Origin of the sequence: Neobacillus niacini, from assembly GCF_030817695.1 — a bacterium.
Taxonomy (GTDB): Bacteria; Bacillota; Bacilli; order Bacillales; family Cytobacillaceae; genus Neobacillus; species Neobacillus niacini_F.
The window spans coordinates 540,259-562,516 of the sequence record NZ_JAUSZQ010000003.1; the positions used below are offsets into that span (position 1 = coordinate 540,259).

The 22,258-nt window shown below is 38.9% G+C and carries 23 protein-coding genes; 7 read left to right on the plus strand and 16 right to left on the minus strand.

Translation table 11 applies throughout. The features are described from left to right. Positions 1-22: 22 nt before the first annotated feature. The 6 genes from QFZ28_RS26145 (at position 23) to QFZ28_RS26170 (ending at position 4,737) form a co-directional block, all read left to right on the plus strand. A complete protein-coding gene (locus QFZ28_RS26145) occupies positions 23-898 on the plus strand; it encodes a carbohydrate ABC transporter permease (protein WP_307197551.1) in 876 nt (291 codons plus the stop codon). Between the two features lie 12 nt (positions 899-910). Beyond that, positions 911-1,759 carry a carbohydrate ABC transporter permease gene (locus QFZ28_RS26150; protein WP_307197552.1) on the plus strand — a complete coding sequence of 283 codons (849 nt, stop codon included), beginning with the start codon at positions 911-913 and terminating at the stop codon, positions 1,757-1,759. A gap of 23 nt (positions 1,760-1,782) precedes the next feature. Further along, positions 1,783-2,475, plus strand: coding sequence for an N-acetylmannosamine-6-phosphate 2-epimerase (locus QFZ28_RS26155; protein ID WP_307197553.1), 693 nt, complete (start codon positions 1,783-1,785; stop codon positions 2,473-2,475). 27 nt (positions 2,476-2,502) lie between these two features. Further along, entirely contained in the window at positions 2,503-3,405 is a 903-nt protein-coding gene (locus tag QFZ28_RS26160) for an ROK family protein (RefSeq protein WP_307197554.1), read from the plus strand. Further along, positions 3,402-4,256, plus strand: coding sequence for a MurR/RpiR family transcriptional regulator (locus tag QFZ28_RS26165; RefSeq protein WP_307197555.1), 855 nt, complete (start codon positions 3,402-3,404; stop codon positions 4,254-4,256). Before QFZ28_RS26160 ends, QFZ28_RS26165 begins: the two co-directional genes overlap by 4 nt. A gap of 154 nt (positions 4,257-4,410) precedes the next feature. Then, complete coding sequence (locus QFZ28_RS26170; RefSeq protein WP_307197556.1) at positions 4,411-4,737, plus strand: YnfA family protein; 327 nt, start codon at positions 4,411-4,413, stop codon at positions 4,735-4,737. A gap of 221 nt (positions 4,738-4,958) precedes the next feature. On the opposite strand, the gene leuD is transcribed toward QFZ28_RS26170, so the two are convergent. From leuD to QFZ28_RS26250, 16 genes are all read right to left on the minus strand, one after another. Further along, positions 4,959-5,543, minus strand: a complete 585-nt coding sequence (gene leuD, locus QFZ28_RS26175; protein ID WP_307197557.1) for a 3-isopropylmalate dehydratase small subunit — start codon at positions 5,541-5,543, stop codon at positions 4,959-4,961. Then, complete coding sequence (gene leuC, locus QFZ28_RS26180; protein ID WP_307197558.1) at positions 5,543-6,961, minus strand: 3-isopropylmalate dehydratase large subunit; 1,419 nt, start codon at positions 6,959-6,961, stop codon at positions 5,543-5,545. Before leuC ends, leuD begins: the two co-directional genes overlap by 1 nt. A gap of 110 nt (positions 6,962-7,071) precedes the next feature. Further along, entirely contained in the window at positions 7,072-8,178 is a 1,107-nt protein-coding gene (gene leuB, locus QFZ28_RS26185; RefSeq protein ID WP_307197559.1) for a 3-isopropylmalate dehydrogenase, read from the minus strand. A 48-nt stretch (positions 8,179-8,226) separates the two neighbouring features. Continuing rightward, a complete protein-coding gene (locus tag QFZ28_RS26190) occupies positions 8,227-9,780 on the minus strand; it encodes a 2-isopropylmalate synthase (RefSeq protein ID WP_307197560.1) in 1,554 nt (517 codons plus the stop codon). Continuing rightward, positions 9,767-10,798, minus strand: coding sequence for a ketol-acid reductoisomerase (ilvC, locus tag QFZ28_RS26195; protein ID WP_307197561.1), 1,032 nt, complete (start codon positions 10,796-10,798; stop codon positions 9,767-9,769). The genes QFZ28_RS26190 and ilvC overlap by 14 nt, the downstream gene beginning before the upstream one ends. Positions 10,799-10,821: 23 nt before the next feature. Next, a complete protein-coding gene (ilvN, locus tag QFZ28_RS26200; RefSeq protein ID WP_034677413.1) occupies positions 10,822-11,343 on the minus strand; it encodes an acetolactate synthase small subunit in 522 nt (173 codons plus the stop codon). Further along, on the minus strand, positions 11,340-13,067 hold the full coding sequence (gene ilvB / locus QFZ28_RS26205; RefSeq protein WP_307197562.1) for an acetolactate synthase large subunit: 1,728 nt from the start codon (positions 13,065-13,067) through the stop codon (positions 11,340-11,342). Before ilvB ends, ilvN begins: the two co-directional genes overlap by 4 nt. 558 nt (positions 13,068-13,625) lie before the next feature. After that, positions 13,626-15,293, minus strand: coding sequence for a dihydroxy-acid dehydratase (gene ilvD / locus QFZ28_RS26210; protein ID WP_307197563.1), 1,668 nt, complete (start codon positions 15,291-15,293; stop codon positions 13,626-13,628). A 10-nt stretch (positions 15,294-15,303) separates the two neighbouring features. After that, a complete protein-coding gene (gene ilvE / locus QFZ28_RS26215; protein ID WP_307197564.1) occupies positions 15,304-16,212 on the minus strand; it encodes a branched-chain-amino-acid transaminase in 909 nt (302 codons plus the stop codon). 422 nt (positions 16,213-16,634) lie between these two features. After that, a complete protein-coding gene (locus QFZ28_RS26220; protein WP_307197565.1) occupies positions 16,635-17,369 on the minus strand; it encodes an exonuclease domain-containing protein in 735 nt (244 codons plus the stop codon). Continuing rightward, on the minus strand, positions 17,369-18,337 hold the full coding sequence (locus QFZ28_RS26225) for a DUF294 nucleotidyltransferase-like domain-containing protein (RefSeq protein ID WP_307197566.1): 969 nt from the start codon (positions 18,335-18,337) through the stop codon (positions 17,369-17,371). Before QFZ28_RS26225 ends, QFZ28_RS26220 begins: the two co-directional genes overlap by 1 nt. Positions 18,338-18,406: 69 nt before the next feature. Further along, entirely contained in the window at positions 18,407-19,681 is a 1,275-nt protein-coding gene (locus QFZ28_RS26230) for an ammonium transporter (RefSeq protein WP_307197567.1), read from the minus strand. Between the two features lie 171 nt (positions 19,682-19,852). After that, on the minus strand, positions 19,853-20,191 hold the full coding sequence (locus QFZ28_RS26235) for a MerR family transcriptional regulator (RefSeq protein ID WP_307197568.1): 339 nt from the start codon (positions 20,189-20,191) through the stop codon (positions 19,853-19,855). Between the two features lie 98 nt (positions 20,192-20,289). Then, positions 20,290-20,454 (minus strand): Fur-regulated basic protein FbpA, encoded by a 165-nt coding sequence (locus QFZ28_RS26240; protein ID WP_307197569.1) that lies wholly within the window; start codon positions 20,452-20,454, stop codon positions 20,290-20,292. Between the two features lie 17 nt (positions 20,455-20,471). After that, complete coding sequence (locus QFZ28_RS26245; protein ID WP_307197570.1) at positions 20,472-20,609, minus strand: hypothetical protein; 138 nt, start codon at positions 20,607-20,609, stop codon at positions 20,472-20,474. Between the two features lie 166 nt (positions 20,610-20,775). Further along, on the minus strand, positions 20,776-21,057 hold the full coding sequence (locus QFZ28_RS26250; protein ID WP_307197571.1) for a hypothetical protein: 282 nt from the start codon (positions 21,055-21,057) through the stop codon (positions 20,776-20,778). 284 nt (positions 21,058-21,341) lie between these two features. On the opposite strand from QFZ28_RS26250, the gene QFZ28_RS26255 reads away from it, so the two are divergent. Then, positions 21,342-22,163 carry a basic amino acid ABC transporter substrate-binding protein gene (locus QFZ28_RS26255; RefSeq protein WP_307197572.1) on the plus strand — a complete coding sequence of 274 codons (822 nt, stop codon included), beginning with the start codon at positions 21,342-21,344 and terminating at the stop codon, positions 22,161-22,163. Positions 22,164-22,258 lie beyond the last annotated feature (95 nt).

The following is a 22,258-nucleotide window of genomic DNA, read 5'->3' on the forward strand; positions in this document are numbered from 1 at the left end:
ATAGAAAGGTAAGGGATAAACAATGAGAATCAATAGGGAATCAATTAAAGAAAATTTAACCGGATATTTGTTTATAGCGCCGCAGCTATTGCTTTTTCTAGTATTTGTTGTGTATCCAATTATTGAAGGTATCAGGCTAAGTTTATATCGAATTAATTACCAAACAGAAACTTTTATTGGCTTTGAAAACTATAACAGATTATTTGCAGATCCTGTATTTGTTAAATCAACTATTAACACAGTTATTTTTGTCGTATTTATTGTTGCCTTAACAGTAATCTTTGCTCTTTTCGTTTCATCAGCTATTTTTGATAAAAATGCAAAATACGTGTCCTTTATTAGGGGCAGTTATTATATTCCGGTCATGGTTTCTATGGTTGTAATGAGTATGGTATGGAGCTTTCTTCTAAATCCAGCAAATGGACTTATCCCGTATGCAGCAAGGCAGTTGGAATTATCAACGGTTAATTTTTTAGGTGATACCAATCTTGTACTGCCAGTTATTATTTTTGTTACTTTTGCAACCAACGTCGGCTCCGCAATCATTCTATACGTAGCTTCAATGATTGGTGTACCGAAGGACGTTTTTGAAGCAGCTGAGATCGATGGCGCAAGCAGGCTCGAAATCATTTTTAAAATCCTTATTCCAATGGTTAAGCCCACCACAATCTACATTATAATCATGAACATTATTGCTGTGTTGAAGATATTTGTTGTCATCCAGCTATTAACAGGCGGCGGACCGAACAATGCGTCTACAACACTTATGTATTTTCTATATAATAACGCCTTTAAATACAATCAGCTTGGTACTGCTTCAGCTGTTGGTGTAATCATGTTCTTAATTGCATTAGTATTATCTATTCCACAGTTAAGAGCTATGTTTAAGAAGGATTAGGGGATGATGGGGATGTTTGGAAAGGTAAATAAAAATAAGAAAAAGAAAGAAAAAGTTGACATCATATTTAATGTTCTAGTGATCTTCTTTGCTGTACTTAACCTATTCCCTCTTTACTGGCTGTTTTCAAGTTCCTTAAAGAACAGCTCGGATGTTGTGAAAATGCCGCCGGATTGGTTTCCAAAGACCATTACCTTTAGCAATTATGTGGATGTTTTTAATAATCAGCCTGCATTTAGATGGGCGTTTAATAGTATTTATGTTTCGCTTGTCTCTACTATTGCACTTATCATTGTAAGCTGCCTTGCTGCTTATGCTTTTTCAAAGCTTAAGTTTAAAGGGAGGAATGTTATTTTCATTATTTTCATTTCAAGTCTAATGGTTCCAAAAGAAGTTATGATTGTTCCTTTATTTAGAATCATCCAAGATTTAGGCATGGTAAATAGTCTTAATGGCATGATATGGCCGAATGTGGCTACAGCGTTTGGAGTATTTATGCTAAAAGGTTTTTTTGACAGCATTCCAGATTCATTAAGGGAATCAGCAAAAATTGACGGAGCTAGTGAGTTTACTGTTTTTTATAGAATTATGCTTCCAATGGTGAAACCGGGTATAGGTGCTTTATTTATCCTAAATTTCGTTCAGGTTTGGAATGACTATTTATGGCAGCTTGTTGTGGGACAGGATGAGAATTCGAAAACATTGATGGTTGGTATTGCAACGTTAATGCAGGACTTGAATCCAAATTTTGCTTACAAGATGGCTGGTGCAACAGTAGCTGCAGTTCCAATGCTCCTTATTTTTATTTTCTTCCAACGATATTTTACTAGTGGAATCTCAATTGGAGCAGTAAAGGAATAAATTTCAACTTGGAGATGGAAAGAATGAATACCAAAGATAAGGTTTTTGAACAAATTAAGAGAAAATTGATTGTTTCTTGTCAAGCTCTTCCTGATGAACCGCTCCATTGCCCATTAATTATGGGCAAGATGGCTTATGCAGCCATGCTTGGAGGAGCGAGTGGCATTCGAGCAAATAGTGTAGAGGATATTAAGGAAATTAAAAAAAAGGTTAACCTGCCTATTATTGGGATCATCAAAAGAGTGTATGAGGGCTCTGATGTCTTTATCACTCCAACTCTTAAAGAAATAGAACTTCTTTATAATGAAGGCGTCGATATTATTGCACTAGATGCCACGAAAAGGATTAGACCAGATGGAAAGACCATAAGTGAAATCTTTCCTGCTATAAGAGAAAGGTATAAAGATCAACTCTTTATGGCAGACTGCTCTACCTATGAAGAGGCACAAGAAGCATATGAATTAGGGTTTGATTGTGTAGGAACAACATTAAGTGGTTATACGGATTATACGAAAGGTAAAGAATTACCTGATCTAGATTTAATTGAGAGATTGGTTAAGAATCTACCCATTCCAGTCATTGCTGAAGGTGGTATTTGGACTCCAGAGGAACTTAAGTGCGTATTTGACCTGGGAGTATATACAGCAGTCGTTGGAACTGCCATTACAAGGCCGATGGAAATTACAAAGAGATTTGCGAATGCAATAATTAGTTAGTAAAAATTTAACTAAGGGTGTTAACTAGTGAAAATATTAGCAGCCGATATTGGTGGAACATCTATTAAGCTTTGTATCTCTGATGAAAAAGGAAAAATAGAGCTATTTAAGGAATATGATACAGAGAGTAAAAAAGGTGGAAAGTTTTTAGTTGAAAAACTAATAAACATAATAAAAGAGTACGATGGCTTTGAGGCTATTGGTGTTAGTACGGCTGGCCAGGTTGATAGTGATAAAGGATCAATTATTTATGCCAATGAAAATATCCCAGATTATACAGGTACTGAATTAAAATTGATATTAGAGAGTCAATTTGGGGTTCCAGTAAAAGTAGAGAATGACGTAAATGCTGCTGCATTGGGAGAAAAGTATTTTGGTGCAGCGAAGGAATTTAAGAATTTCCTTTGTTTAACCTATGGAACAGGTATTGGTGGTGCGATTATCATCAATTCCCAAGTCTTTAAGGGGCACAATGGTGTTGCAGCTGAATTTGGACATATCATCACACATCCTTTCGGGAATAGTTGTAATTGTAGTTACAAAGGCTGTTATGAAACCTATGCATCGACAACAGCTTTAGTTAAAAAAGCAAAAAACATAGATCCAACTTTTATCAATGGCAGGGTAATCTTTGAAAGAATCAATCAAGGTGATGTAAGATTAGAAAGGCTGGTTGATCAGTGGGTAAATGAAGTAGTAATAGGTCTCATTTCCTTAATCCACATTTTTAACCCTCCCGCGATTATTATTGGCGGGGGAGTAATGGAACAAGAAAAACTTGTTGGGATGGTTTCAAGAAAAGTAAAAGATTTAATTATGCCGAGCTTTTCCGACGTAAAAATAGTGAAGGCTTCTCTTGGAAATAAAGCGGGAGTCTTGGGTGCAGTTTCTCTTCATTTAAAAGGGGATAATCAAAGAGGTGCGTTATGACAAATATCGATATTTTTTCACTTATTCACTCCAGATATAATTCTTTTACAAATACGGAAAAAAAGGTTGCGGATTACATTCTTGAAAATACAAAGGATGTAATCTACATGTCAATAACGGACCTGGCCGATGCGTGTAATGTAGGGGAGTCGAGCGTTTTTAGATTTTGTAAAACGATGAATCTTAAAGGCTATCAAGAGTTTAAGATTGTTTTAGCTCATAGTATTTCACAAGAAGAAGAGACCCCGCAGCTTACTGGAAAGATCACGATGCAGGATACAATTGGAGAATTGTCTTCTAAGATTTTATCTACCAATATCAGTGCTCTGACAGAAACTTTTAACCTCATAAATGAGAAGGATATTTCAAATGCAATCGATAGTATGATTGCAGCAGACAGAGTTCATTTTTTTGGAGTAGGCGCATCATTAATGACCGCAATGGAAGCAAAAAATAAGTTTATGAGGATTACAAATAAAACAGAATGCTCAATAGATACTCATCTTCAAATCATGTCAGCTGCCTTGATGACTGAGAAAGATGTTGCTGTCCTCATCTCTTACTCAGGCTCAACGAAAGATACGATTGAAGTTGCGAAGGTGGCAAAAGAAAGGGGAGCAAAAATTATCTCCATTACCCGCTTTGCTAAATCACCGTTAACGAGTTATTCTGATATTACATTGCTTTGTGGTGCAAATGAAGGGCCCCTTCAAGGTGGAAGTTTATCAGCTAAGATATCACAATTGTACTTATTAGATCTTCTTTATGTTGAATATTTTAAAAGAACCAACAAGGAGTCGATTCTTAATAAAGAGAGCACTGCGAATGCAGTCATTGAGAAAATGCTGTAAAATTAAACAAATAAAATCCTGAATTGATACTTTGAGCCAGAATCGATTCAGGATTTTTTTCTATTTTAATTAGTATTTAGGCAATGAATAAATAGAGTGCTCCTGCCATTGTTATAAGAGCTAATTTTTCAAACAAAACAAGGAAGTGGAATGGATGATTCAAGCAACAATATTATTTATCCTTGCAGGAATTGCAGAGATAGGAGGTGGTTATCTTATCTGGCAATGGCTGAGGGAAGGAAAGCCATCCTACTTGGGACTAATTGGGGGAGTAGTTTTAGCTTTATACGGCGTGATAGCTACTTTTCAGGCATTTCCATCATTCGGACGAGTTTATGCTGCATACGGGGGAGTTTTCATTGTACTTTCACTATTATGGGGGTGGGGAATTGATAAAAAGACTCCTGATTTATATGACTGGATTGGCGGCGGAATATGTTTAATAGGTGTTTTAGTTATATTATTAGCACCAAGACAATAAAAAAGGCTGTTTTTGTAAAAATAGTTGTTAAAATCTTAAAGCCGATTTTAACGTGGAAACACCTATTTTGCGCTTTAGAATTTAGTTTGCAAGCTCTTTTCTTAATAAATTTTTTCTGTTTTCTGCGGAAACTTAGTGCAATCATTAATTTTGTGCCAAAAACAACAAAGTTTAAGAAAAGAGCATTAAAAAATGAGCTTGGATGTCCAAGCTCATTTTAATTATTTATGTGCAAGTTCATATTGCGAAATTTTATCTTCATAGTTCAGAGTTACACCAATTTCGTCCCAGCCGTTAAGCAGCATTTCTTTAGGATAGGGTGCAATATCGAATGTAAACTCCAACCCCTGATTATCGGTAACCACTTGATCTTCTAGATTCACAGTAAGTGAGTACTCCTCATTCTCAGCATTACGCATGATACTTTGAACCTGTTCTTCAGTGGCTTGAATGGTGAGGATACCATTTTTTACACAGTTATTTTTAAAAATATCTGCATAGCTTTGGGCAATAACGACTTTAAAGCCATAGTCCTGAATTGCCCATGGAGCATGTTCACGAGAAGATCCACAGCCAAAGTTTTCGCCTGTTACTAAAATAGAAGCTCCCTGATACTTAGGATGATTCATTGAAAAATCCTTCCGGAGGTTACCATCATCATCAAAGCGCCAGTGATAAAATAAATATTGTCCAAAACCGCTTCGCTCAATTCTTTTTAGAAATTGTTTTGGAATAATCTGGTCTGTATCTACATTACTCCGGTTTAAAGGACAAACGATTCCTGTATGGATGCGTAGTGGTTCCATTATGATACCTCCTGTGCTGTGAACTTACGAACATCGACGAAGTGACCTGCAACAGCAGCAGCAGCAGCCATTTCAGGACTTACAAGGTGTGTACGAGACCCATTTCCTTGACGGCCTTCAAAATTACGGTTGGAAGTAGAGGCACAGCGTCCACCTGGAGGAACAATGTCATCATTCATTGCCAGGCACATACTGCAACCAGCTTCACGCCATTCAAAGCCTGCATCTTTAAAAATTTGATCAATGCCTTCTTTTTCAGCAGCCAATTTAACACTGAAAGAGCCTGGAACAACAATTGCTTTTACCTTAGGATTAACCTTGTGCCCGCGTACGACATCAGCCGCTTTCCGCAAATCACTTAATCGTGAATTGGTACAAGAACCGATAAAGACATGGTCAATCTCAACACTTGAAATCGGCTGACCCGCTTCAAGTCCCATATACTGAAGGGCGCGAGAAATTTCATCCTTTTTATTAGCCTTTTCTTCATTATCTGGATTTGGAACAGAAGCCGTAATCGGGATACACATCCCTGGGTTAGTACCCCATGTAACCTGTGGTTCAACCTCAGATGCCTCGATTTCAACCACTGCGTCATACTGTGCACCTTCATCAGTGGCAAGGGCACGCCAATTTGCTACTGCTTCCTCGAAAGCTTCACCCTTTGGAACATGTCTGCGTCCTTTTAGGTATTCAAAAGTTGTTTCATCAGGAGAAATCAAGCCTGCACGTGCACCCGCTTCAATCGACATATTACAAACAGTCATACGTTCTTCCATTGTTAGGGAACGGATCGCTTCACCTGTATATTCCATGACATACCCGGTTCCGAACTGGACCCCAAACTTACCGATAATCGCTAGGATTAAATCCTTTGCTGTTACACCTGTTCCAAGCTTTCCATTTACTTTTACATTCATAGTTTTTGGAGGTGCTTGCCAAAGTGTTTGTGAAGCTAAGACATGTTCCACTTCACTTGTCCCAATTCCGAACGCTAAAGCACCAAATGCACCATGTGTAGAAGTATGACTATCACCACAAACAATTGTCTTTCCCGGCTGTGTAAGACCAAGCTCTGGACCAATTACATGCACAATCCCATTGTCAGGGTGCTGACGGTCTGAAAGTTCAACACCAAATTCTTGACAGTTTTCTTTTAACGTATCAATTTGTTTCTTTGAGATTGGATCTTTGATTACATTTCGATCACGTGTGGAAACGTTGTGATCCATTGTCGCATAAGTAAGATCCGGACGGCGCACCTTTCGTCCGTTCATTCGTAATCCTTCGAATGCCTGAGGAGAGGTTACTTCATGAACCAGGTGCAAATCAATATATAGTAAATCAGGTTTTCCTGCTTCTTGATGTACAACATGCTGCTCCCAAACTTTTTCAATAATATTTTTTGGTTTTTGCATAATGTCCTTCCTCACGTTAATAGATTTAGTAGAGAGGGGGTAGTTTGCCCCGGATAATAAGATTCTTGATAAGGAGAAGCAGCTGGACTATGAGCCCAGCTGCGAAAAATTTAAACGTAACAGCTCATGATACATTTTGATGCATTTTGGGACTTAATATAATCAACAATTAGACGAGTCATTTCCTCTGTGCCCACTCGTCTTCCTTCAGGAATGTGAAGGTCTGCTGTATGGAATCCGCTATCTAACACAGACTGTACCGCATCCTCAATTAATGTTGCCTCATCATTCAGTTGGAAAGAGTAACGTAGCATTAATGCAGTTGATAAAATCATTGCTGATGGATTGGCGATACCTTTACCTGCAATATCTGGTGCAGAACCATGAACTGGTTCATATAAACCAACTCCATCCTCACTCAAGGACGCTGAAGCAAGCATTCCTAGTGAACCTGTTAGGACAGAGGCTTCATCACTAAGAATGTCACCGAACATGTTCTCGGTAACAATAACATCGAACTTGGATGGATTTGTAATCAATTTCATTGCAGCCGCATCAACTAATACATGCTCAACCACTACGTCTGGATACTGAGCTTTTTTCTCTTCAACAACTTCGCGCCACATTTTGCTAGATTCCAATACGTTTGCTTTATCAACTGAAGTAAGGTGCCCACGCCGTCCTTGTGCTGCTTGAAAGGCTTTGTCTACGATTCTTTCAATTTCTTTACGGGTATAAGCAAGTGTATCAACCACCGTTTGACCGTTATCGCGGCGTTCGCTTGGAGTACCAAAGTAAATACCGCCAGTTAGTTCACGGACAATCAATAAGTCACTGCCTGCAACCACTTCTTCTTTCAAAGGAGAAGCATGAAGCAAATTTTTAAAGCCTTTAATTGGTCTTAAATTTGCATATAAATCTAATGCCTTACGAATACCGAGTAATCCTCTTTCAGGGCGTAAATGGGAGGGGTTGTTATCCCATTTTGGGCCGCCAACCGCACCTAATAATACCGCATCTGCCTGCTTACAGGCGTCCACTGTTGATTCCGGCAGCGGAGTTCCGTAAAGGTCAATGGCTGCCCCTCCGATTTCATGGGTTTCGAAGTTAAAACTGTGGTTAAATTCTTCTGCAACAGCATTGAGTACATCTTTTGCAGAATTAATAACCTCCTTGCCGATCCCATCACCAGGTAGTAATACAATACGTTTTTTCATTCGAAGCAACCTCCTCATCATTTTTTTAAATCGCCTCAGGAAAGGTTTTTATGCTTGAGCTAGTTCAGCTTGAGCTTGAGCAACAGCTTTAGTGTTGAATAATACACGATTTACGGTATTCAAGAACGCTTTAGCAGAAGCTTCTAATACGTCCTGAGCCGATCCGCGGCCACTTACTTGTGCACCATCAACCGTCATTTTTACATGTACTTCAGCCAAGGCATCACGCCCTTGACCAACAGAATTTAATTTATAATCAGTTAGATGAATTTCTTCTTTAATTAGAGCTTCTAATGTGTTCATTAAGGCTTCAACACTTCCTGAACCCGTACGGGCAGTTTCTACTCGAACACCTTCTGGCGTGTTCAGTGCAACTGTTGCAGTAGGGAGGTTTGCTGAACCATAATGAACTTGGAAAGCCACAAGCTCATATTTTTTAACATCTGCAACCGCTGTTTGGATGTCTGTTAAAATCGTAAATAAATCTTCATCGGTCACTTCTTTTTTACGGTCGGTGAGCTGTTTAAAAGCTGTAAATGCTTCTTGAAGCTTTTCAGCTGATAATGTAAAGCCCATATTTTCAATTTTATCTTTAAAGGCATGACGTCCGGAATGCTTACCAAGAACTAAATCATTTGATTGGATACCGACCATTTCTGGTGTAATAATTTCATAGGTTAAGGTATTTTTTAATACACCATCCTGATGAATACCAGACTCATGAGCAAAAGCATTTTTTCCTACTACAGCCTTATTTCCGGGAACGATCATTCCTGTAAAACGGCTGACAAGGTCACTTGTGCGCTTAATTTCTTTTAAGACAAGATTCGTAGTAAAAGGGTATTTATCTTTTCTAATATTTAGTGCTACAGCGATTTCCTCTAGTGAGGCATTTCCGGCGCGTTCCCCAATACCATTAATTGTTCCCTCGACCTGGGTAACACCGTTCTCAATCGCTGCTAGTGTATTAGCTACAGCCATTCCTAAATCATCATGACAGTGGCAGGATAGTGAAGCCTTATGAATATTTGGAACGTTTTCTCGAATATAACGGAACATATAACCATATTCGGCTGGCGTTGCATAACCTACCGTGTCAGGGAGATTAATGACTGTTGCCCCTGCATCGATAACCTTTGTAATGATTTTGACAAGAAAATCAAGGTCTGAACGAGAAGCGTCTTCAGCAGACCATTCGATATGAGGGAAGCGTTGTTTTGCATAAGCCACCATATCGACAGAGGTTTGAATGACTTCCTCAGGTGTTTTAAATAATTTATATTTCATGTGAATAGGGGAGGTAGCAAGGAAAACATGCAACCTTGGTTCTGCAGCATCCTTTAATGCGTCCCACGCAATGTCAATGTCCGATTTGGTTGCTCTTGCCAGGCCTGTGACGGAACTGTTTTTAATACTCCGGGCAATTGCTCTTACTGCCTCGAAATCCCCTTGGGAGGAAGCCGGAAAACCGGCCTCCATAATATCAACGCCAAACCTTTCTAATTGTCTGGCAATCTCAAGTTTTTCGAGTTGGTTTAAGTTTACACCAGGGGACTGTTCACCATCGCGCAGTGTCGTATCAAAGATGTTAACGTGAACCATTTACCACAGCTTCTTTCTTTTGGTTTACAGGCTTTTTAATAAATGGCATTAATTCACGAAGCTCACGGCCGACAACCTCAATTGGGTGATTGTTTTCACTGCGGTTAATTGCGTTAAATTGTGGACGGTTTGCTTGGTTCTCCAAGATCCAGCCCTTTGCAAATGCACCAGTTTGGATATCTGTTAATACATCTTTCATGCGTGCTTTTGTATCTTCATTAACAACACGTGGTCCAGAAACGAAATCTCCCCATTGTGCTGTATCAGAGATAGAATAACGCATGTTTTCTAATCCTCCTTCATATAGAAGGTCAACGATTAATTTTAATTCGTGTAAACACTCAAAGTAAGCAACTTCAGGCTGATAACCAGCTTCTACTAGAGTTTCGAAACCAGCTTTGATTAGGGCAGTAGTACCGCCGCAAAGAACCGCCTGTTCTCCGAATAAATCTGTTTCTGTTTCTTCTTGGAAAGAAGTTTCCAATACACCCGCACGAGCAGAACCGATTCCTTTTGCATAAGCTAAAGCTAAGTCACGCGCTTTACCTGTGTAGTCTTGATAAACTGCATATAATGCTGGAACGCCGGCACCTTCTGTATAAGTACGACGAACTAAGTGTCCTGGACCTTTAGGAGCAACAAGGAATACGTCTACGTCAGCAGGAGGAACGATTTGTGTAAAATGAACGTTGAAACCATGTGCGAATACTAGAGAGTTACCAGCTTCAAGGTTTGGTTTAATGCTTTCTTCGTATACTTTTGGCTGCATTTCATCTGGAAGTAAAACCATTACAACTTCTGCTTGACGAGTTGCTTCTGCAACTGAAGTTACTTCAACACCATCTTCAACTGCCTTATCCCAAGACTTTCCTTCTCTTAGACCAACAACAACATCAAAACCGCTTTCCTTTAGGTTTAATGCATGAGCATGACCTTGTGAGCCATATCCGATTACTGCGATCTTCTTTCCTTGTAAAACTGCCTCTTGAATATCTCCGTTATATAATACTTTTGCCATTATAATCATCCCTTCGAAAATGTTTATTTTATTTGAGAGTAGGTAGTTAACTCGTTAACCTGTGGTTGATGTCCGCGTAAGAATGCGGTTAGTCCTGTTCTAGCAATCTCTTTAATTCCATATGGGCGAAGTAAGTCAATTAAAGCATCAATTTTGTCTGGCCGGCCTGTGATCTGTATCGTTAAGCTGTCTTTACTAACGTCAATGATCAAGGCACGGAATGGGTCTATAATTCCGTTAATTTCACTGCGGAGCTGAGAGCTGCCTGCTACTTTAATTAAAGCCAGTTCACGTGCGACAATCGCCTTATCTGTAATATCTGAGACTTTTAAAACATCAATTTGCTTGTTTAGTTGTTTTGTAACTTGTTCAAGGCGCTGCTCATCTTCGACTTCCACTACCAAGGTCATTTTTGAAATGCCTTCGGTTTCAGTTGGACCGACTGAAATGCTTGAAATATTAAATTGTCGCCTTTGCAATAAACCAGTGACTCGATTTAAAACACCACTTCGGTCTTGAACAGTTAAGGATATTATCCTTTTCATGATGGTTTCACCCCAATCATTTCATGTAATCCTTTGCCAGGAGCAATCATTGGGAAGACCTTTTCCTGCTGCAATACTCGGCAGTCCATTAAAACAGGACCATCATAAGCAAATATTTCAGGAAGCTTGGTGATCAATTCTTCTTGGCTTTCAATCTTTAGCCCTCTGATATGGTAGCTTTCAGCAAGCTTTACAAAATCTGGCTGAGTCTGAAGAATGGACTCTGAAATTCGGTTTCCATGTAATAATTCCTGCCATTGTCTAACCATTCCTAGGGCACCGTTATTAACAATGATGATCTTGACAGGAAGATTCTGTTCATAGATTACGGATAACTCTTGCAGCGTCATCTGGAATCCAGCGTCACCAACTATTGCTACTACTGTACTTCCTGGTGAAGCCATTTGCGCCCCAATTGCAGCAGGGAAGCCGAAGCCCATCGTTCCAAGTCCACCGGATGTTACCCAGCGATGTGGTTTTTCAAAGTTGTAATACTGAGCGGCCCACATTTGGTGTTGACCAACGTCTGTCGTAACAACAGCGTCTCCATTTGTTACTTTATGAATAGCTTCAATCAGCCATTGAGGAGACATTCCGTTTGGATCATGCTTATACCATAATGGGAATTCTTCTTTATACTTGGTTAGTGTTTCTAACCATTCTTCATTTTCAGGAGACTTTGTTGTTTCATTAATTAACTCAACCAAAGCTTCCTTCGAATCAGAAACAATTGGAATGTTTGTTGGAACATTTTTTCCAATTTCCGCTGGATCAATATCAATATGTGCCACTTTCGCAGTTGGAGCAAAATGCTTAAGGTTCCCTGTAAGACGGTCATCAAAGCGGGCACCTATATTGATGAGTAAGTCTGATTCATACAGTGCCATGTTCGCTGCATATGTTCCGTGCATACCACCCATCCCTAAAGAGAGAAGATTGTTTGCTGGGAAAGTACCAAGACCAAGAAGGGTGGTTACAACTGGAATCTTGTGCTTTTCAGCAAAAGCTGTTAACTCTGCAGAAGCTTTACCATGTAGAATACCAGCACCTGCGAGAATAACAGGTTTTTTTGACTTTGCAATCGCGTCAGCAAGTTTTTTGATTTGCAGCGGATTTGGCTTTGTTGTTGGCTGGTATCCAGGGAGGTGGATCACTCCTTCCACAGGTGTTTCGAATAATTCTCCTGCCGATATATCTTTTGGAATATCGATTAATACCGGACCTGGACGGCCAGTTGAAGCAATATGAAAGGCTTCTTTTACAATCCGCGGTAAGTCGGCAATGTCTTGTACCTGATAATTATGTTTTGTGATCGGTGTGGTTATGGCCATGACATCGGCTTCTTGAAATGCGTCGGTTCCGATTACACCTCTTGCTACCTGTCCAGTGAAAATGACTAGAGGTAAAGAATCCATCATTGCGTCAGTAATTCCAGTCACCAGATTGGTAGCACCAGGACCAGAAGTCGCTATTACAACCCCAGGTTTTCCCGTTATACGTGCATAACCTTCAGCAGCATGAATGCTTCCTTGCTCGTGACGGAAGAGGACGTGTTTAATGGTGCCTCTCGCACGATAAATCGCGTCATATATTGGCAGTACGGCACCACCCGGATACCCAAAAAGCGTATCAACACCTTCCTTAATTAATAAGTCAATGAGCAGGTCTGCACCCGTTTTAGGTGCCGTACTCGTTTGGAAGTCCGGCTTTGCTTCTACTTTCACCTTGTAATCCCTCCTTGTTAATGTTTTAATCTTTTGAAAATATATCTAAGATTATACCTGAAATATAAAGAAAATTGACAGAATAATTGAAATTGGTGATATAAACCAAAAACCTAGATATCTAATAAAAGTAAAAGAAGGCCCTAATCTCTCCGAATAAACTGCAGAAAAAAACAAAAGCAGAATATATCGGGGAGAAAGGACCTTCCATTTCTCGGTACCACCCGGTTTTACAGCATCCTTACGAATACTGCCTCTTGAAGCGATAAAAAGATTCTTAACCGCTTCTTTTTGTAACAGGTGCCAAAGATGGACACCCGATTGAGCCTAATAAGTTAAGACTGTTCAGCTCAATACTCAGGGATGATGTCGGAATAAGGTGTATTACTGGGCTTCCAGCAACCCCAGCTCTCTGAAAATACATTTTCTTATTCCTTTATTCCCGTCATCGATTTTGTCTATAAATTTTTCAAATCAACTGAAATGTCTTTAACCTCGGCTATTAAAAGGGAGCCTAAACCCTGTGTAGGTTAAAGTTACAGTTTCTAAATCTTCATTTTATATTTTCATAACTCCGCCAGTGTTGGCAGATGTAACTAACTTTGCGTATTTGGCAAGGTAGCCGGTTTTGATTTTTGGCTCTGGCTTTTGCCATAGACGGCGTCTTTCTGCCAGTACCTCGTCATCAACAAGTAATTCAATGGTTCGTGCCTGAAGATCAATTCGTATCTTGTCTCCATTTTCAACGAGTCCGATAGGACCACCTTCAGCAGCTTCTGGTGAAATATGCCCAATTGAGATTCCTCGGCTGGCGCCTGAGAAACGACCATCAGTAATGAGTGCAACTTCTTTGCCTAAACCACGTCCAGCAATTGCGGATGTTGGAGCAAGCATTTCAGGCATTCCTGGTCCGCCTTTAGGTCCTTCATAACGAATGACGACAACATGACCAGCCTTAACAGTTCCATTATTAATGTTTTCCTGTGCCTCATCTTGGGACTCGAAAACAATGGCTTCACCAAGGAAGGTTTTAATAGATGGATCCACGGCACCAACTTTGATAACACCGCCATCTGGAGCAATGTTTCCATATAAGATGGATAGGCCGCCAACAGGGCTATATGGATTATCCTTGGTCCGAATGACATTTTCATTCGTTATTGTTGCATCCTTCACATTTTCAGCAAGAGTTTTACCCGTAATACTTAAGCAATCTTGATGAAGTGCACCTTCAATTTTACATAACTCATTTAGAATGGCACTAACTCCTCCTGCGCGATGTACATCATCCATAGAGTAATCAGATGCAGGCATGATTTTGGCTAAATATGGGACTCTTTCAGCAATCTTATTAATTTCACTTAAATCATAGTCAATACCTGCTTCATGAGCAATAGCTAAGGTATGTAGAACGGTGTTCGTCGAACCTCCCATAGCCATATCTAAAGCAAATGCATTGTCTATTGCTTCCCTAGTGATAATATCTCGTGGTTTAATATCCTTTTTCACTAATTCAACTAAGTGTTTCGCTGCTTGTCGAATTAGCTCATGTCTTTTTTCAGAAGTTGCTACAATGGTTCCGTTACCCGGAACCGTCATTCCTAACACTTCCATCAGACAGTTCATCGAGTTTGCAGTAAACATCCCGGAACAAGATCCGCAAGTAGGGCATGCTGCAGTTTCAATATCAAGCAGCTCCTGCTGAGTCATTTTTCCACTATGGTAGGCTCCAACTCCCTCGAAAACAGAAGTGAGAGAAAGATTTTTCCCGGTAGAGGAAACACCAGCTTCCATTGGACCGCCTGAGACAAAAACAGAAGGAACGTTGGTTCGGACTGCTGCCATTAACATTCCAGGTGTGATTTTGTCACAGTTCGGAATATAGAAGACGCCATCGAACCAATGAGCATTAATGACAGTTTCTGCACTATCAGCGATAATTTCACGGCTTGGAAGCGAGTAACGCATTCCAATATGACCCATTGCAATTCCATCATCAACGCCGATAGTATTAAATTCAAAAGGTATTCCGCCAGCTTCACGTATCGCTTCTTTAACAATCTCACCGAAATGATTAAGATGTTTGTGTCCAGGAATAATTTCAATAAATGAGTTACAGACACCGATAAACGGTTTATCTAGGTCCTTCACAGTTACCCCAGTTGCGTATAATAGGCTGCGGTGGGGAGCACGATCAATTCCCTTTTTAATCATATCGCTTCGCATTTTTATTCTCCTAACTGACAATAGCGTGGTTTGCTGATTCAGGGTAACAAGCCACTCCGTCTGTTGTTACGATTTTTCTAAATTCTTCTAAGAGGTCGTTTGTAACGTTTCCTGGTTTACCGCCGCTTATTTCGCGGCCATCGACTGATATAACAGCAATGACTTCTACAGCAGTACCAGTTAGGAACACCTCATCAGCCACATAAACATCGTGCCGGGTGAATGGGGATTCTCTTACCTCATAACCTTTTGCTCTTGCCACATCAATAATCGCGTTTCGGGTAATTCCTTCTAATGCCCCCAAGTAAACAGGAGGGGTGTAAATAACTCCATTTTTTACAATGAAGATATTGTCAGCGGAACCTTCTGTTACATATCCTTGATCATTGAGCATTAAAGCCTCTTGTACACCAGCCTGATTGGCTTCTAATTTAACTAGAATATTATTTAAATAGTTAAGTGATTTAACTTGTGGACTTAGTACGTCTGGGCGATTTCGTCTGCTCGGAACAGATGCAATTTTAATTCCTTGCTCATAAAATTCCTTTGGGTATAAAGCTAATTGCTCAGCGATAATAATTACGCTTGGCGTTGGGCAGGAGGAAGGGTCCAGTCCGAGATTTCCTTTACCTCGTGAAACAACAACACGAATATAGGCGCTGTCTAATTGATTTTTTCTAATTGTATCCACAATTAATTGTGTCATTTCTTCCTGTGTATAAGGAATTTTCAGCATAATGGATTGTGCTGATTCGAACAGTCTTTTTAGGTGGGCGTCGAGTCTAAAGACGTTTCCGCTATAAACACGAATGCCTTCAAAAACTCCATCTCCATATAAAAATCCATGGTCAAAAACTGAAACTACAGCATCCTCTTTCTTGACGAACTCTCCGCCAAGGAAAATCCATTGACTTCCCAACCTAACCACTCCTTTTAGTCATACAACGCTTTAGAAAATTAAAACCTGTTGTAAAAAAATTCCTATGCCTTATCTCCTATTTGTGAGGGAATTCGTAGGCATACTCAGTTATTAGAATATTTAATACAAAATATATTTTCAGTAATCTTACACCCAATCTAAATCTTGGTCAACACAAAAATCTGACAATTCAAATAAATCAAAAATGTTGTTAGCGTTTACATCATTGTTAGATTAAGGTTGGCGAGAAATTAAAATAGTAAAAAAATTTTTTTTGAGGTCAAAAAAGAAGAGAGAAAAAGAGTCATTTCACACGGGGATTATACTATAGTCAACTGAAAAACAGATTGGTTTTTAGAGGTCCATTCATGTTAAAAGAACGGACATTAGTTTTTCACTATAGTTGTTTTTCGCTTTTACTACTATCTAATTCTTGCGAGATATTCGTATATTTCACGAAGATTTTTGTAACCCATGGACTCGGCTAGTATTAAATAATGGCTCCAAAGATGTGCTGTCAGTTTCGCATCCTCTAGGGCATGGTGCCGATTGATTACTTCAATTCCGCATTGCTCGCAAGCCTCTTCTAGTGGAATAGATTTAATCAGGGGGTTGGATAATCGCAGCAGGAAGGAGGTATCAATAATTCTATGTTCAAATCTAGTTTTTAATAAATCCCATGTTAGTTTTTGCATAAAAGACTGTTCATGCTTGGCGTGGTGGGCCACAAGTGTATGATTCTTAACAAATTTATAAAATTTCAATAACACTTCGGAGGCTATAGGTGCACTTTGCAATTCCTCATTGGTAATGTTGGTCAAGGTGGATATTTCTTCTGAAATCGTTTGTGGAGAATGTACCAGGGAATAAAAAGTTTCCGTTTTCAATAGTTGGTGGCCGTTCATTTTGATGGCGCCGATTGAGATGACTCGATCTCCTTTTTCAGGATGGAAACCAGTAGTTTCTAAATCAAATACAACAACCTGTAATTCCTTTAGTGGTGTGTCTAGGCAGTTGTTTTCTTTCATTTCTTTTTGCAGCTGACGAATGAAAGAGATATTTTGCATATTGGTTTGACCTTGAACACCCGCATAAATATTGGAACCAAGTCTGCCAGACATAGTCCTAAAAAAATGAATCATATCATTCATTCCCATTAGTAATCCTCCTTTTCTATTAATTTTCTTACATAACGGTACAGTGCAGCCCCATTTTTCAGTATTTCTTTAACTTCTTCCTTTTGCGTTTTTGAAAGAGTGGAGATAGGCAGATAGTGGCTATTTTCGTAATTGTCTCGTTTTGATAGTGTTAGACGAAAGTTGAGTAATTTTAAGAACTGTTGTTTATATAATTCTCTCTTAATAGAAGGAAGTTCAACTTGTGACAGCTTCTCCAGCCTTAAAATAGTAGAGGTTTCAAGGATATTCCCTTTAATAGACAATAAACGAACAGCATTTACATATGGAAAGAGGGCTTTTTCTTTTATATTTAAGGAACCTGTATGCGGCCCGTGTGTTTCCACAAGTATTTGACCTAGTACACCAATTCCTTTTTGTAGATATAGCGTATTATTAAGCACTTTTTTAAAAAGGTTCTCTTTATGGATAGTCTGATAGACTTCTATTTTTAAGTTTTCTAGAAGGCTTGCGTCACCGTAAAGGGAACGTCCATCAATAAAAATCAATAAATGGCGAATACATTCCCAGTTGGAATTGTTGGACCAATTTACTAATTGCTTCCTCCATTCAGAAAATGATTTACACCATAAAGGATTACTTGCCATAACATCGCCATCGCAATAATCATATCCAGCGAGCTTGAGACCTTGTGAGATTTCTTTTCCTAATGCCAAAAAATAATCGTTTATTGAATCTCCTTGCTGTTGATAAATAATGCCGTGATCCTGATCGCTCCATACGGATTGTTCAAACCGTCCAGCACTTCCCATCATGAAAAAGGTGAAGGGGCAGGGAAGGGAGCCGTATTTTGTTTCTGTTTGTTTAATTGAAACAGAAATGACGCGCTGGATGATTTCATCATGAAGCTGATTTAACTGTAAATGATTGCGAGAAACCCAAATGATTTGGTCATCACGAAATCTTCTAATCTCTAAGTAGCTGGTCATCCATTAAGTTACCTCCTTTTTAAAGAAAAACAGATTCCATCCCCTTAAAATGGGGATGGAGGCTGTTTATTAAGCGTTTAGCTTTGAACTAATTATGGCTTTTTCTGTCTTTACCATTTCAGGGTAACCGTAGCTTCCATGCTCACTCATGTCAAGACCGATAATTTCTTCTTCTTCTGTAACGCGCAGACCGTTCATAACGGCTTTCATAATGGTTAATAGAATAAAAGAGACGATAAAAGCAAAAGCACCGCTGCTGACAACTCCTAATGCCTGAACGCCGAGTTGGTGTAAGCCGCCTCCGTAAAACAACCCTGGCTCTCCAACTGTTGCTAATTCTGGTGTTGCGAAGAACCCTGTTGATAATGTTCCCCAAATACCTGCAGTGCCGTGAACAGATAGGGCGGCGATTGGATCGTCAATCCCTTTGCTTTCAAAGAATCGAATGCTATAAAATACCAGGAATCCTGCAATGAAACCGATTAGGACTGCAGCCCATGTGTCAACAAAGGCACAAGAAGCTGTAATTGCCACTAATCCTGCTAAGGCGCCATTTAACATCATTGGAACATCTGCTTTGCCCATTACAATCCAAGAAATAATCATTGCTGCAATGACTCCGGCACCAGCTGCTAAGTTTGTATTAAGTGCTACGAATCCAAAGAATGCACCGTCAACGGAAACAGTACTGCCGGCATTAAATCCAAACCATCCAACCCATAAGAGTAATACACTTAGTGCAGTAAATACTTGGTTGTGTCCTGCGAGATTATTTGCTGAACCATCTTTATTATATTTTCCAATACGAGGCTTTAGGATTAAAGTAGCTGCAAATGCGGCCATCGCTCCTGTTAAGTGAACAACAGTTGAGCCTGCGAAATCCTGTTTACCATGTTCTGCTAACCAGCCGCCTCCCCAAATCCAGTGAGCGATTGGCGGATATACGATTACGGAGAAAAGTACTGCGAATACAAGGTAGGCTCCTAGTTTTGCTCGTTCGGCAAAGCCGCCGAATGCAATGGTTAATGAAATTCCAGCAAAAGCTAATTGGAATAAAAAGAATACGGAACCGGAAAGTGCCAGACCTTCAATGTCGTATCCCGAGTAGAAGAAGTCTGAAAGTCCGATAAGTGGATTTCCTTCACCAAAGATTAAACCATAACCTACTGCCCAAAATACGATAGAAGAGATTCCAAAAGTAAGTATTGTTTTTCCTGCAATATGGCCTGCATTTTTCATGCGAGTTGATCCAGTTTCCAGCAGGATGAATCCTCCGATCATTAAGATGACTAGAACTGCGCTAACCATTACCCATAAACTGTTCATTAAGAATAAAGTATCCATTATTTCTCCCCCTTAAGTTCATGTTAATTTTCTTAACATTTGATGTATTTGTATTTTTACATGGATTTAATATCTATTCTACAAATGTGTGAGGTTTTCTTACGTGGTTTTTGAAAATAAGGGGGAAGTAGGTTAGTTTTTCAATTCTTAGCAAAAAGAAAACCATCCTCTCTATTTAGAAGATGGACCTTTCCGTAAACCAAATTGTGCATTTAATTGTCCTTGTATCATCTTTCGTGTAACATCAGTCTGATTTTGCTTTTTCTGAGCTCGAAGCATTTCTTTTCTAATTTCATGAGTTTGAACACCATCTTCAATTTTGTTGGCAATTTCCACTAATAACTCAACGTCTGCAAAGGAATATTTTCTGCTCCCGCCAGGGGATCTTTCTGGAAAAATTAATTTTCGTTCCTCGTAATAGCGTATTTGCCGCTCTGAAAGACCGGTTAGGTCTCTTACAATCCCAATCGTAATCACCTTTTTATCTTTATAAGAAGAATCATTCGCCATTTTTATCTCACCACGCTCTACTGTGATTAAGTTCTATACCATAATTTATGTTAACTTTCCTTACTTGATTGGATTTCAGTAATTGGTAATTCAATTGTTTAGTTTATTATTTTTGGGGAATGTTTTTTGAAAATATTTTGTAATTCACTTAAAGTGAGGGAATGTAGATCATCGTCAGAAGCGTTATAAAGACCAGATTCAATTAATCTATTAATGTAAAATAGTTTAAGTGTTTCGACTCCTTTACGCAATCGATTTGTCATGCTCCTTCACTCCCTGATTATCGATTTTGAAGTGCTCTAATCAGCTCATGTGCACGTGAGCCTAGTTTTAGCATAAGCTCTTCATACAATTCATCCCTTTGTTTATCTAGCTGAAGAATCTTTTCAGCTAATTCAATATCAATCGTCCTATACATCGCAATCTCCCCTTATCTAAACAGTATGTATTCTAAAAGTTAACGAAATAATTTGAATTTGTCAGGATTTGTGTCAGAAATACTGACAAGATTTTTGTGTTTGTATGAGGAAATCTCACAAATTCAAAAAGAACCAGGCGTTAGCTGCCTGGTTCATACATACTTTTTAATAATCGCCGTCGAATGGTGTGAATGGGAAGTTGAAACGTCTTTCCACTTGACGCAGGCGTTGATTAACTCGTTGAAGTCTTCGTTGAAGTTGATTGATTTCTCTTTGCTGACGCTCATTTTCTCTTTCTAGTCGAGTGACTCTGCGCTCCAGTTGTTGTGGTTGTCTGTCTGGATCATACGGGTCATATTGGTCTTGTTGGGCATATGGATCTAACTGGTCATATGAATTGTAATCGTACTGCACTTGCGGTACTTGATAATAGCCATAAGGATACATTGGGCAACTCTCCTTTTTGATTGAATACCCTATAGATTATGTAGGTGTAAGCGGAGAGTGTGGGCAAATGCCTAACAAAGTATAAAAACCAACATAAATAATTAAGCCAAGAGGGACAAATATCTATTTAAAATGCTATTTTCATATTACTTTTTTAGCCTTTTAAAATAGCAGAGTTTTATTAATAATATATTGAATAAATACCTAAAAAAAGTTATATTGGCTATATTCTAAAAATTATAAATGTTACAAAGATTATTTATAAAAATATTAGGGGGATACTAATGAGGAAGAATATTAAATTATTTTCAACATTCCTGGTCGTAGCTTTTATGTTAATTCTTACTGCTTGTGGTTCAAGTGAGACAAGTGGTAATGGGGATGATTCAGGTGATGGAAAGAAGACTCTCCGCGTAGTAACAGACGCAGCATATGCACCATTTGAATACCAGGATAAGGGTGAAATTGTAGGCTTTGATATTGATTTAATTAAAGCGGTAGCGAAAGAAGCAGGATATGAAATAGATATTGCGCACACAGGCTGGGATCCAATATTCGTAGAATTAGAGAAGAAAATTGCTGATATTGGTATTTCCTCCATTACCATTAATGATGATAGAAAGAAAACATATGATTTTTCTGTACCATATTTCTTATCTACCAATAAGATTATGGTTCCAGAAGGCAGTGACATCAAAAGTGCTGAAGATTTGAAGGACAAAACAGTGGCTGTTCAAAATGCAACAACTGGGCAGGAAGCGGTTGAAGGTCTTCTTGGTAAAAACAGCGATCAAATTAAAAAGTTTGAAAACAATAACTTAGCCATTCTTGAGCTTAAGGCTGGAGGAGCAGATGCGGTTGTTGCGGATAATACAGTAATTGAAGAATATGCAAAAAATAATCCTAATGATAAGTTTGTCATCATTGAAGATAAGGATGCATTCGCTCAAGAGTTTTACGGAATAATGTTTCCAAAGGGAAGTAAGTTAAAAGCGGATTTTGATAAAGCCCTAAACGAAGTATTTGATAATGGAACATATGCAAAAATTTACAATGAATGGTTTAAGGTAGATCCAGATGTACAGTTACTAAAAGACCAACAATAATTATAATTACGAAATTGCGTAACTCTTGAAAACTAGAAGTTACGCAATTTTTAGTTTCATTTATAGTCTTACATAATTTAACAGAGGGTCAACGT

Excerpts from the sequence above, each read along its gene's own strand:
- QFZ28_RS26245 (WP_307197570.1), bottom strand. The coding sequence starts at position 20,609 with ATGTATAGGACGATTGATATTGAATTAGCTGAAAAGATTCTTCAGCTA.
- ilvN (WP_034677413.1), bottom strand. The coding sequence starts at position 11,343 with ATGAAAAGGATAATATCCTTAACTGTTCAAGACCGAAGTGGTGTTTTA.
- QFZ28_RS26255 (WP_307197572.1), top strand. The coding sequence starts at position 21,342 with ATGAGGAAGAATATTAAATTATTTTCAACATTCCTGGTCGTAGCTTTT.
- QFZ28_RS26165 (WP_307197555.1), top strand. The coding sequence starts at position 3,402 with ATGACAAATATCGATATTTTTTCACTTATTCACTCCAGATATAATTCT.
- ilvC (WP_307197561.1), bottom strand. The coding sequence starts at position 10,798 with ATGGCAAAAGTATTATATAACGGAGATATTCAAGAGGCAGTTTTACAA.
- QFZ28_RS26235 (WP_307197568.1), bottom strand. The coding sequence starts at position 20,191 with ATGGCGAATGATTCTTCTTATAAAGATAAAAAGGTGATTACGATTGGG.
- QFZ28_RS26240 (WP_307197569.1), bottom strand. The coding sequence starts at position 20,454 with ATGACAAATCGATTGCGTAAAGGAGTCGAAACACTTAAACTATTTTAC.
- leuD (WP_307197557.1), bottom strand. The coding sequence starts at position 5,543 with ATGGAACCACTACGCATCCATACAGGAATCGTTTGTCCTTTAAACCGG.
- leuC (WP_307197558.1), bottom strand. The coding sequence starts at position 6,961 with ATGCAAAAACCAAAAAATATTATTGAAAAAGTTTGGGAGCAGCATGTT.
- QFZ28_RS26155 (WP_307197553.1), top strand. The coding sequence starts at position 1,783 with ATGAATACCAAAGATAAGGTTTTTGAACAAATTAAGAGAAAATTGATT.
- QFZ28_RS26150 (WP_307197552.1), top strand. The coding sequence starts at position 911 with ATGTTTGGAAAGGTAAATAAAAATAAGAAAAAGAAAGAAAAAGTTGAC.
- QFZ28_RS26220 (WP_307197565.1), bottom strand. The coding sequence starts at position 17,369 with ATGGGAATGAATGATATGATTCATTTTTTTAGGACTATGTCTGGCAGA.
- ilvD (WP_307197563.1), bottom strand. The coding sequence starts at position 15,293 with ATGCGAAGCGATATGATTAAAAAGGGAATTGATCGTGCTCCCCACCGC.
- QFZ28_RS26170 (WP_307197556.1), top strand. The coding sequence starts at position 4,411 with ATGATTCAAGCAACAATATTATTTATCCTTGCAGGAATTGCAGAGATA.
- QFZ28_RS26250 (WP_307197571.1), bottom strand. The coding sequence starts at position 21,057 with ATGTATCCTTATGGCTATTATCAAGTACCGCAAGTGCAGTACGATTAC.
- QFZ28_RS26145 (WP_307197551.1), top strand. The coding sequence starts at position 23 with ATGAGAATCAATAGGGAATCAATTAAAGAAAATTTAACCGGATATTTG.
- QFZ28_RS26190 (WP_307197560.1), bottom strand. The coding sequence starts at position 9,780 with ATGGTTCACGTTAACATCTTTGATACGACACTGCGCGATGGTGAACAG.
- leuB (WP_307197559.1), bottom strand. The coding sequence starts at position 8,178 with ATGAAAAAACGTATTGTATTACTACCTGGTGATGGGATCGGCAAGGAG.
- QFZ28_RS26230 (WP_307197567.1), bottom strand. The coding sequence starts at position 19,681 with ATGGATACTTTATTCTTAATGAACAGTTTATGGGTAATGGTTAGCGCA.
- QFZ28_RS26225 (WP_307197566.1), bottom strand. The coding sequence starts at position 18,337 with ATGACCAGCTACTTAGAGATTAGAAGATTTCGTGATGACCAAATCATT.